The 11,284-nt window shown below is 26.8% G+C and carries 9 protein-coding genes; 4 read left to right on the top strand and 5 right to left on the bottom strand.

Annotated elements, in window-relative coordinates:
- Positions 1–510: 510 nt before the first annotated feature.
- The 3 genes from EXC36_RS03960 to EXC36_RS03950 form a co-directional block, all read right to left on the bottom strand.
- Complete coding sequence (locus EXC36_RS03960) at positions 511–1,242, bottom strand: hypothetical protein (RefSeq protein WP_129690559.1); 732 nt, start codon at positions 1,240–1,242, stop codon at positions 511–513.
- Between the two features lie 45 nt (positions 1,243–1,287).
- Entirely contained in the window at positions 1,288–1,479 is a 192-nt protein-coding gene (locus tag EXC36_RS03955; protein ID WP_129690557.1) for a hypothetical protein, read from the bottom strand.
- A 263-nt stretch (positions 1,480–1,742) separates the two neighbouring features.
- Complete coding sequence (locus EXC36_RS03950; protein ID WP_129690555.1) at positions 1,743–3,359, bottom strand: hypothetical protein; 1,617 nt, start codon at positions 3,357–3,359, stop codon at positions 1,743–1,745.
- Between the two features lie 832 nt (positions 3,360–4,191).
- On the opposite strand from EXC36_RS03950, the gene tig (EXC36_RS03945) reads away from it, so the two are divergent.
- Complete coding sequence (gene tig, locus EXC36_RS03945) at positions 4,192–5,364, top strand: trigger factor (protein ID WP_129690553.1); 1,173 nt, start codon at positions 4,192–4,194, stop codon at positions 5,362–5,364.
- 92 nt (positions 5,365–5,456) lie between these two features.
- Here the strand turns inward: tig (EXC36_RS03945) and EXC36_RS03940 are convergent, their stop codons facing one another.
- Entirely contained in the window at positions 5,457–5,678 is a 222-nt protein-coding gene (locus EXC36_RS03940) for a hypothetical protein (protein ID WP_129690551.1), read from the bottom strand.
- 86 nt (positions 5,679–5,764) lie between these two features.
- Positions 5,765–7,048 carry a trigger factor gene (gene tig / locus EXC36_RS03935; RefSeq protein WP_129690549.1) on the bottom strand — a complete coding sequence of 428 codons (1,284 nt, stop codon included), beginning with the start codon at positions 7,046–7,048 and terminating at the stop codon, positions 5,765–5,767.
- A gap of 832 nt (positions 7,049–7,880) precedes the next feature.
- Here tig (EXC36_RS03935) and EXC36_RS03930 point away from each other — a divergent pair.
- The 3 genes from EXC36_RS03930 (at position 7,881) to EXC36_RS03920 (ending at position 10,730) form a co-directional block, all read left to right on the top strand.
- A complete protein-coding gene (locus EXC36_RS03930; RefSeq protein ID WP_129690547.1) occupies positions 7,881–8,762 on the top strand; it encodes a hypothetical protein in 882 nt (293 codons plus the stop codon).
- A 1,000-nt stretch (positions 8,763–9,762) separates the two neighbouring features.
- Positions 9,763–10,197 (top strand): hypothetical protein, encoded by a 435-nt coding sequence (locus EXC36_RS03925; RefSeq protein ID WP_129690545.1) that lies wholly within the window; start codon positions 9,763–9,765, stop codon positions 10,195–10,197.
- A gap of 5 nt (positions 10,198–10,202) precedes the next feature.
- Entirely contained in the window at positions 10,203–10,730 is a 528-nt protein-coding gene (locus tag EXC36_RS03920; RefSeq protein WP_129690543.1) for a hypothetical protein, read from the top strand.
- Positions 10,731–11,284 lie beyond the last annotated feature (554 nt).

Genomic DNA, 11,284 nt, shown 5'->3' with positions numbered 1-11,284 from the left:
TTTACTTGTTCACTTTGGCTTTTAAAAGTAAATTTTACTTTAGCTTGTTTAAATTTGTTTTTATCTAGAATTTCTTGAGGAAATTCAAAAGTTTTTGAATTTTCATTTGATTCTTTTTCAATTAAACTATAGTTAAAATCATTTATACCTATATGAGAAATTTGTTGTATATTCTTTTTCTCTTCTTTAACATTAATATCAAGATTTCTTAAAAAATCTCTTGTAGCTAAAAAATCCTCATTTGCTGATGTGTAGTCAAAGGTATTATTTGAGTTTGGATAAAATAAAGCAATACCAAAAATTATATGACTAATTGTATATTTTCCTGATCTTAATTCACCTAAGTTAATTTTTTGATCTTTAGATTTTGTAGTACTAAAGTCTATTTCTTTTGTTTGTCCACTTTGATCATCAGTTTTTGAAAATACTAATTTAGCTGTTATGCCTTGAGGAAGCTCTTCTGAAAATGATAGATTTAGATTTGACCATCACTAGAAATTTTTGTCAGCTCTACTTCAGGAGCTCCTGAATTTTGCCATCATTTTTGTACATTTGAATCTTCTTGAGTTTGGCCTTGATCATTTGCATTGTTTTGAGTATTTCCTGGATTTTGTGGCTCTTCAGCTTTAGGAGCTTTTGGCTTTTCAGGAGTTTTTTGAACTTCTGGTTGCTTATTTTCTTGTTGTGTATTACTACTTTCAGGATTTGTAGGAGGCTTTTGAGTCTCTGGTTTTTTAGAAGCCTCTGGCTGTTTTTGTGGCTCTTGAGGAGCTTGATCTTTTTGATCCATATTTTTAATTTCAGGATCTTTAGGAGTCTGTGCTTGTTTTTCTGGAACTTTTGGACCTTGGATATTTTATTTGCCATGTCTTTAACTTGAGGATCTTTAGGAGTCTCTGCCTGCTTTTCAGGAGCTTTAGGATCTTGAGGCTCTTTGTTTTGATCTTCAGATTTTACAGGAGGCTTTTGAGTCTCTGGTTTTTTAGGATCCTCTGGCTGCTTTTGTGGAACTTGAGGAGCTTGATCTTTTTGGCTCATGTCTTTTATTTCAGGAGCTTTTGGTCCTTCATTTTTCTGATTCATATCCTTAATTTCAGGAGTTTTTGACCCTTGATCTTTTTGTTCCATTTCTTTTGTTTCAGGAGCTTTTGGTCCTTCATTTTTTTGTCCGTTATCCTTAATTTCTGGATCTTTTGGACTTTGAGGCTCTTTGTTTTGATCTTCAGGTTTTGTAGGAGGCACTGGAGTCTCTGGGGTTTTTTGAACTATCTGGATTTTGAGGGCTAATTATTGAGTTTCCATTAGTATTGTATTATTTTCTTTAGGAGCGCTTTGAGGACTAGTTTGTTTTGTGTTTTGTTTTGCGCTTGGATCAATTTGATTATTAGACTTTGTTGTAACACAAGAAACTAGAGCCATTGGAGATAAAATTAATGTTGAAAATATTGCTATAAATGTAATTTTTTTACTTTTTTTCATAATATTCCTTATATAAAATAATTTTTTAAGACTTTTTGATATATAAAAGCTAACTAAAAAAGTTTATAAAGTTTGCTTGATATATCTAAAAAGTACATTGAAAAATATACCAAAGAATTAAATAAAAATTAAAATTAATTCATTTGGTTAAATTTATCTTAGGATTTTGGTAATTGGCATTAAGCTAGCAATAGAAACTCATCTTGGTTTTTTTCCATCCAAGAATCTAATTCTAACTGCATTAACTACTTTTTTGACCTCAACTATTTCTTGAATAAAGCGCTTGTCTTTTCAAAAGGTTTAACATCTTTAACTAAAGTATCTAGTGCTTTTCACTCACCATTGGCACTTTCTTTATATTCAACTACATAAGAGTTTTCTTTGTAATATCTTGGATCATTTCAAATTAAAAGCTCAAATCCATATATTAGATTTCTTATTCCGCCTCTTCAGGCAAATTCTACTGTAGGTTCTTTTTCACTACTTGTATATCAATAATCATTTGTTCTATTGTAATGAGTAAATACATAATCTACTTTATAGTTACCACCATGAGAGCTAGATTTTAGTTCAAAATCTACACTTCTTTTTGCACCGTCATAACCAGATTCATAGTTACCTACTTTTGCAAAATTGCCAATTGTTATTTCTATACCTTTTTTGACATTACCTCTTTTAATTGTAAAATGTAAAGTTGCATTTCCATTATAGTCATCAAGTGTTCCAAATTTACTAAAACTTGCAACAACTTCATCTTTTAGAGAAATATTTTCTCAATTATATTTTCTAAAAGTAGGTATTTCAAAAGGATGTATACCTTGTCTTTGGCTAAAATAAGTGTTTATTAGATGATTTTCTAATTCTTTATAACTAGGATTATCTTTTACATATTGATTGACAATTTCTAGGTTAGTTTTAAAATTTCATTCAAGATTTTTAACTACAGCAACTTTATCGCCAATTTGTACTTTAATAGCAACGCTTCTTTTTTTATTTACTATATCTTCATTTGTTGATTCAAAAGAAATTTTCATTTCAACATTGGTAAGTTGATTTTCATCTAGTGTTTCTTTAGTAAATGTAAAAATATCATTTGCCTTATCAGTGCTTTTTGGATTTAACTTTAAATCAAAATCATTTAGGCTTAAATTTGAGAAATTTGCTAAATTTTTTCTATCGTCTTTGATAGCAAAGAGATGTTTTTCTAAATATGCTTTTATTTTATTAAATTCTTCATCAGAAGTATTTGCAATTATGTTTGAATCAAAGGTGTTATTTTTAGTTGGTGTGTATGTAGAAAGACCAAATAAAATTTTCGAAATTTTTCATTTGGCCTTTTCTAAATCACCTAAACTAATGGTTTGTGTTTTTGATTTTGTAGTCACAAGATCAAAAGTTTTTTCTTCAGTGCTATTTTGATCATCCTTTTTAATACTTACTTTAGTTTTTATACCAGCTGGAATTTCTTCTTTAAAAGTTAAATTTAGATTCTTTCCATCACTTGAAACTGCCAAAAGTTCAACTTTAGATTCTCCTTGAACTTCCCACCATTTTTTATCACTTGGCTTATTTGGCATTTCCTCTTGCTTAGGAGGATTTGAAGGAGTATTTGACTCTGGTTTTCGAGTTTCATTGTTTTGAGTATTGTTTGAATTATTGTTCGAATTATTGTTTTGAGTATTATTTGAATTATTGTTTGGCGTATTATTTGGAGAATTGTTTGAATTATTGTTTTGAGTATTGTTTGAACTATTGTTTTGAGTATTATTCGAATTATTGTTTGGGGTATTATTTGTAGAATTGTTTGGAGTCTTTGGGGTATTGCTTGTACCACAAGAAACTAGAGCAGTTGGAGCTAAAATAATTGTTGAAAATATCAATGAAGATATAAATTTTTACTTTTTTTCATAACTTTTCTTAACTTTCCTTACATAAATAGTTTAAATAAATATATGTATGCACATATTCAATCATTTTAACAAAAAAACTCGAAAAATCTTCTTTTCATAAGCTTATAGGTTTAAAAACACCTTGAAAGTCTACTTAAAATATTATTTTTTCTAGTTTTTAAAAAACAAGAAAAGTAAAAAACCTCAAAAAATCAGCTAAATTTACTAAAAAAGTCTTAAAAATTCAAATAAAAGTACTTTTTTATTATCTTTTTTGGGTTTTTTAGTTTATTTTGATAAAAAACTAAAAGATGATCTAAAAAAGGTTTAAAGATTATTACTATTTTAGTTTTTTTAATAAATATTTTTTTAAAAGCAATCTTTTAAAATAAATAAAAGAGACATTATAAAAGCAGTTTTGTTTAAGTTTAAAGATCAAAAATCTTGAAGTTAAGTTAAAACAAAATTTATAGACCTTAGCTCAAAAAAACATCTTTTTTTATTAATATAATAGGAGTTATTTAAAACTTGATTTTGATTGATTTTTTAAGAAATAAAAAAGCCAATCTATAAATATTTATTTAAGATAAGTAAAAACTTATTTTTTGATTAAAAAGCCAGTTTTTATTTTGAAATTTTTGAGCTCTAATAAGCAAAATGATAAGTTTTTGCATATATATGTGTAAAAAATAAGCTATTTTAATTTTTTGTTATATACTTTAAAAAATATAAATGATCTATATTTTTTTTTTATGGATTTTTAATCCAAAATAATAAGCAATAATATCTTAATAATTATATTTATAAGGAGATAAGGAGAATAATGTCAATAAAAACTTATGACAAGGAAAACAGTGAAATTCACGTTAAAACTCCAGTAGAGAGCACTCTTTGAAAGCAAAGTCAAAAAAAAGCTTTTAATAAACTAAAGAGCAAAATTAATATTCCTGGATTTAGAAAAAACTCTTCAAGCCCACAATTTGATAAAATTGCAAGAGCTAAAATATCAAAAAATGATATTTGAGCAAAAGCCATTGATGAGACTTTAAATAGCACTTTTGAAATAGCTCGTAAAGAACTAGACAAAGAAGATTTAGAAAGAATCCTAGGAAGAGCTAATTATAGAGTAAGTAAAATTACTGAAGATGAAGCTGAAATTGAATTTTTCTGACCAGTAAGACCTGAAATTGAAGATTTTAAATACAAAAACTTAAATGTTAAGTTTAAAGAAGTAAAGGTTACCAAAAAAGATATTGACCAAAGAATTCAATCTTTAATGGAAATGGGTGCACCTATTGAAGAGTCTAATGAGCCAGCAGAGTTAGAAAATGAAATGGTTTTTGACTTTAAAGGTTTTATTGACGGTGAAGAATTTGAAGGTGGCTCAGCTGAAGAATTTAAATTAAAACTTGGATCTAAATCATTTATTCCTGGCTTTGAAGATCAATTAGTTGGTTTAAAAGCAGGAGATGAAAAAGAAATTAAAGTTACTTTTCCAGCTGATTACTATGTTGAAGAATATGCAGGTAAAGAAAGTGTTTTTAAAATTCTAGTTCATAAAGTTTTTAAACCTAAAGCCAAAGAAATCAATGATGAAACAATTAAAGAATTAGGCTTTAAAGGAGTTTCTAACTTAGAGCAATTAAAAGAATATCTAAGACCTTCAATTGAACATAAATTACTTGAAGATTCATTAACTGAATTTAAAAATGAAGCTTTTAATAAAATTAAAGAGCTTAATGATATCAAAATTCCAAGAGGACTTCTTTTAGAAGAAATGACTGCAATTAATGAAAAATTCAATGAAACTCTAAAAGCTCAAGGTCTAAAAAGACGTGAATATTTAGAAATGACTAAGTTAAGTGAAGAAAAAGTAGCTGAACAAGTTAAAAAAGAAGCTATTACAAAAATTAATGAATATTTAATTTTTGAACAAATCAAAAAAGCAGAAAATGTAACTATTAGTGACGATATTATTGAGATCATTATAATATAATGGCTAAAAATTACAATATTGAAGTTGACAAAATAAAAGAATTTATTCAGTTGATAAATTAAAGGAAGATCCTAATTTATTAAATGAACAAGTTATTTTGAAACTTTTAGAAGTAAATGACAAAGCGCTTTTGAAAAAGCCAATGCTTTAGGAAAAGCCAAAAATCCAAAAGTTCAAAAGGAAGGAAAAAATAATGGATAAAAATTAGAAAATATTTTAGAAGATGAAATAAAAAAAGCTCTAACCAGTTGAGTCACTATGGTTAGAGCTTTTTTATTTTCATCTTCTAAAATATTTTCTAATTTTTTATCCATTATTTTTTTCCTTTCCTTTTGAACTTTTTGGATTTTTGGCTTTTCCTAAAGCATTGGCTTTTTCAAAAGCGCTTTGTCATTTACTTCTAAAAGTTTCAAAATAATTGTTCATTTAATAAATTAGGATCTTCCTTTAATTTATCAACTGGAATAAATTCTTTTATTTTGTCAACTTCAATATTGTAATTTTTAGCCATTATATTATAATGATCTTCAATAATATCGTCACTAATAGTTACATTTTCTGCTTTTTTGATTTGTTCAAAAATTAAATATTCATTAATTTTTGTAATAGCTTCTTTTTTAACTTGTTCAGCTACTTTTTCTTCACTTAACTTAGTCATTTCTAAATATTCACGTCTTTTTAGACCTTGAGCTTTTAGAGTTTCATTGAATTTTTCATTAATTGCAGTCATTTCTTCTAAAAGAAGTCCTCTTGGAATTTTGATATCATTAAGCTCTTTAATTTTATTAAAAGCTTCATTTTTAAATTCAGTTAATGAATCTTCAAGTAATTTATGTTCAATTGAAGGTCTTAGATATTCTTTTAATTGCTCTAAGTTAGAAACTCCTTTAAAGCCTAATTCTTTAATTGTTTCATCATTGATTTCTTTGGCTTTAGGTTTAAAAACTTTATGAACTAGAATTTTAAAAACACTTTCTTTACCTGCATATTCTTCAACATAGTAATCAGCTGGAAAAGTAACTTTAATTTCTTTTTCATCTCCTGCTTTTAAACCAACTAATTGATCTTCAAAGCCAGGAATAAATGATTTAGATCCAAGTTTTAATTTAAATTCTTCAGCTGAGCCACCTTCAAATTCTTCACCGTCAATAAAACCTTTAAAGTCAAAAACCATTTCATTTTCTAACTCTGCTGGCTCATTAGACTCTTCAATAGGTGCACCCATTTCCATTAAAGATTGAATTCTTTGGTCAATATCTTTTTTGGTAACCTTTACTTCTTTAAACTTAACATTTAAGTTTTTGTATTTAAAATCTTCAATTTCAGGTCTTACTGGTCAGAAAAATTCAATTTCAGCTTCATCTTCAGTAATTTTACTTACTCTATAATTAGCTCTTCCTAGGATTCTTTCTAAATCTTCTTTGTCTAGTTCTTTACGAGCTATTTCAAAAGTGCTATTTAAAGTCTCATCAATGGCTTTTGCTCAAATATCATTTTTTGATATTTTAGCTCTTGCAATTTTATCAAATTGTGGGCTTGAAGAGTTTTTTCTAAATCCAGGAATATTAATTTTGCTCTTTAGTTTATTAAAAGCTTTTTTTTGACTTTGCTTTCAAAGAGTGCTCTCTACTGGAGTTTTAACGTGAATTTCACTGTTTTCCTTGTCATAAGTTTTTATTGACATTATTCTCCTTATCTCCTTATAAATATAATTATTAAGATATTATTGCTTATTATTTTGGATTAAAAATCCATAAAAAAAAAATATAGATCATTTATATTTTTTAAAGTATATAACAAAAAATTAAAATAGCTTATTTTTTACACATATATATGCAAAAACTTATCATTTTGCTTATTAGAGCTCAAAAATTTCAAAATAAAAACTGGCTTTTTAATCAAAAAATAAGTTTTTACTTATCTTAAATAAATATTTATAGATTGGCTTTTTTATTTCTTAAAAAATCAATCAAAATCAAGTTTTAAATAACTCCTATTATATTAATAAAAAAAGATGTTTTTTTGAGCTAAGGTCTATAAATTTTGTTTTAACTTAACTTCAAGATTTTTGATCTTTAAACTTAAACAAAACTGCTTTTATAATGTCTCTTTTATTTATTTTAAAAGATTGCTTTTAAAAAAATATTTATTAAAAAAACTAAAATAGTAATAATCTTTAAACCTTTTTTAGATCATCTTTTAGTTTTTTATCAAAATAAACTAAAAAACCCAAAAAGATAATAAAAAAGTACTTTTATTTGAATTTTTAAGACTTTTTTAGTAAATTTAGCTGATTTTTTGAGGTTTTTTTACTTTTCTTGTTTTTTAAAAACTAGAAAAAATAATATTTTAAGTAGACTTTCAAGGTGTTTTTAAACCTATAAGCTTATGAAAAGAAGATTTTTCGAGTTTTTTTGTTAAAATGATTGAATATGTGCATACATATATTTATTTAAACTATTTATGTAAGGAAAGTTAAGAAAAGTTATGAAAAAAAGTAAAAATTTATATCTTCATTGATATTTTCAACAATTATTTTAGCTCCAACTGCTCTAGTTTCTTGTGGTACAAGCAATACCCCAAAGACTCCAAACAATTCTACAAATAATACCCCAAACAATAATTCGAATAATACTCAAAACAATAGTTCAAACAATACTCAAAACAATAATTCAAACAATTCTCCAAATAATACGCCAAACAATAATTCAAATAATACTCAAAACAATAATTCGAACAATAATTCAAACAATACTCAAAACAATGAAACTCGAAAACCAGAGTCAAATACTCCTTCAAATCCTCCTAAGCAAGAGGAAATGCCAAATAAGCCAAGTGATAAAAAATGGTGGGAAGTTCAAGGAGAATCTAAAGTTGAACTTTTGGCAGTTTCAAGTGATGGAAAGAATCTAAATTTAACTTTTAAAGAAGAAATTCCAGCTGGTATAAAAACTAAAGTAAGTATTAAAAAGGATGATCAAAATAGCACTGAAGAAAAAACTTTTGATCTTGTGACTACAAAATCAAAAACACAAACCATTAGTTTAGGTGATTTAGAAAAGGCCAAATGAAAAATTTCGAAAATTTTATTTGGTCTTTCTACATACACACCAACTAAAAATAACACCTTTGATTCAAACATAATTGCAAATACTTCTGATGAAGAATTTAATAAAATAAAAGCATATTTAGAAAAACATCTCTTTGCTATCAAAGACGATAGAAAAAATTTAGCAAATTTCTCAAATTTAAGCCTAAATGATTTTGATTTAAAGTTAAATCCAAAAAGCACTGATAAGGCAAATGATATTTTTACATTTACTAAAGAAACACTAGATGAAAATCAACTTACCAATGTTGAAATGAAATTTCTTTTGAATCAACAAATGAAGATATAGTAAATAAAAAAAGAAGCGTTGCTATTAAAGTACAAATTGGCGATAAAGTTGCTGTAGTTAAAAATCTTGAATGAAATTTTAAAACTAACCTAGAAATTGTCAATCAATATGTAAAAGATAATCCTAGTTATAAAGAATTAGAAAATCATCTAATAAACACTTATTTTAGCCAAAGACAAGGTATACATCCTTTTGAAATACCTACTTTTAGAAAATATAATTGAGAAAATATTTCTCTAAAAGATGAAGTTGTTGCAAGTTTTAGTAAATTTGGAACACTTGATGACTATAATGGAAATGCAACTTTACATTTTACAATTAAAAGAGGTAATGTCAAAAAAGGTATAGAAATAACAATTGGCAATTTTGCAAAAGTAGGTAACTATGAATCTGGTTATGACGGTGCAAAAAGAAGTGTAGATTTTGAACTAAAATCTAGCTCTCATGGTGGTAACTATAAAGTAGATTATGTATTTACTCATTACAATAGAACAAATGATTATTGATATACAAGTAGTGAAAAAGAACCTACAGTAGAATTTGCCTGAAGAGGCGGAATAAGAAATCTAATATATGGATTTGAGCTTTTAATTTGAAATGATCCAAGATATTACAAAGAAAACTCTTATGTAGTTGAATATAAAGAAAGTGCCAATGGTGAGTGAAAAGCACTAGATACTTTAGTTAAAGATGTTAAACCTTTTGAAAAAGACAAGCGCTTTATTCAAGAAATAGTTGAGGTCAAAAAGTAGTTAATGCAGTTAGAATTAGATTCTTGGATGGAAAAAAACCAAGATGAGTTTCTATTGCTAGCTTAATGCCAATTACCAAAATCCTAAGATAAATTTAACCAAAATGAATTAAATTTTAATTTTTATTTAATTCTTTGGTATATTTTTCAATGTACTTTTTTAGATATATCAAGCAAACTTTATAAACTTTTTTAGTTAGCTTTTATATATCAAAAAGTCTTAAAAAATTATTTTATATAAGGAATATTATGAAAAAAAGTAAAAAAATTACATTTATAGCAATATTTTCAACATTAATTTTATCTCCAATGGCTCTAGTTTCTTGTGTTACAACAAAGTCTAATAATCAAATTGATCCAAGCGCAAAACAAAACACAAAACAAACTAGTCCTCAAAGCGCTCCTAAAGAAAATAATACAAATACTAATGGAAACTCAATAATTAGCCCTCAAAATCCAGATAGTTCAAAAACCCCAGAGACTCAAGTGCCTCCTACAAAACCTGAAGATCAAAACAAAGAGCCTCAAAGTCCAAAAGATCCAGAAATTAAGGATAACGGACAAAAAAATGAAGGACCAAAAGCTCCTGAAACAAAAGAAATGGAACAAAAAGATCAAGGGTCAAAAACTCCTGAAATTAAGGATATGAATCAGAAAAATGAAGGACCAAAGCTCCTGAAATAAAAGACATGAGCCAAAAAGATCAAGCTCCTCAAGTTCCACAAAAGCAGCCAGAGGATCCTAAAAAACCAGAGACTCAAAAGCCTCCTGTAAAATCTGAAGATCAAAACAAAGAGCCTCAAGATCCTAAAGCTCCTGAAAAGCAGGCAGAGACTCCTAAAGATCCTCAAGTTAAAGACATGGCAAATAAAAATATCCAAGGTCCAAAAGTTCCAGAAAAACAAGCACAGACTCCTAAAGATCCTGAAATTAAAAATATGGATCAAAAAGATCAAGCTCCTCAAGAGCCACAAAAACAGCCAGAGGCTTCTAAAAAACCAGAGACTCAAAGCCTCCTACAAATCCTGAAAGTAGTAATACACAACAAGAAAATAAGCAACCAGAAGTTCAAAAAACTCCTGAAAAGCCAAAAGCTCCTAAAGCTGAAGAGCCACAAAATCCAGGAAATACTCAAAACAATGCAAATGATCAAGGCCAAACTCAAGAAGATTCAAATGTACAAAAATGATGGCAAAATTCAGGAGCTCCTGAAGTAGAGCTGACAAAAATTTCTAGTGATGGTCAAAATCTAAATCTATCATTTTCAGAAGAGCTTCCTCAAGGCATAACAGCTAAATTAGTATTTCAAAAACTGATGATCAAAGTGGACAAACAAAAGAAATAGACTTTAGTACTACAAAATCTAAAGATCAAAAAATTAACTTAGGTGAATTAAGATCAGGAAAATATACAATTAGTCATATAATTTTGGTATTGCTTTATTTTATCCAAACTCAAATAATACCTTTGACTACACATCAGCAAATGAGGATTTTTTAGCTACAAGAGATTTTTAAGAAATCTTGATATTAATGTTAAGAAGAGAAAAAGAATATACAACAAATTTCTCATATAGGTATAAATGATTTAACTATAGTTTAATTGAAAAGAATCAAATGAAAATTCAAAAACTTTTGAATTTCCTCAAGAATTCTAGATAAAAACAAATTTAAACAAGCTAAAGTAAAATTTACTTTTAAAAGCCAAAGTGAACAAGTAAACAATAGTAAAAGAAGTGTTAATCTTGATGTTCATATTGATGATAAATTTG

This window comes from Mycoplasmopsis pulmonis (assembly GCF_900660575.1).
Taxonomy (GTDB): Bacteria; Bacillota_I; Bacilli_A; order Mycoplasmatales; family Metamycoplasmataceae; genus Mycoplasmopsis_B; species Mycoplasmopsis_B pulmonis.
Note: the sequence above shows the minus strand (reverse complement) of the source record. Positions and strands in the feature narration are given on the sequence as shown.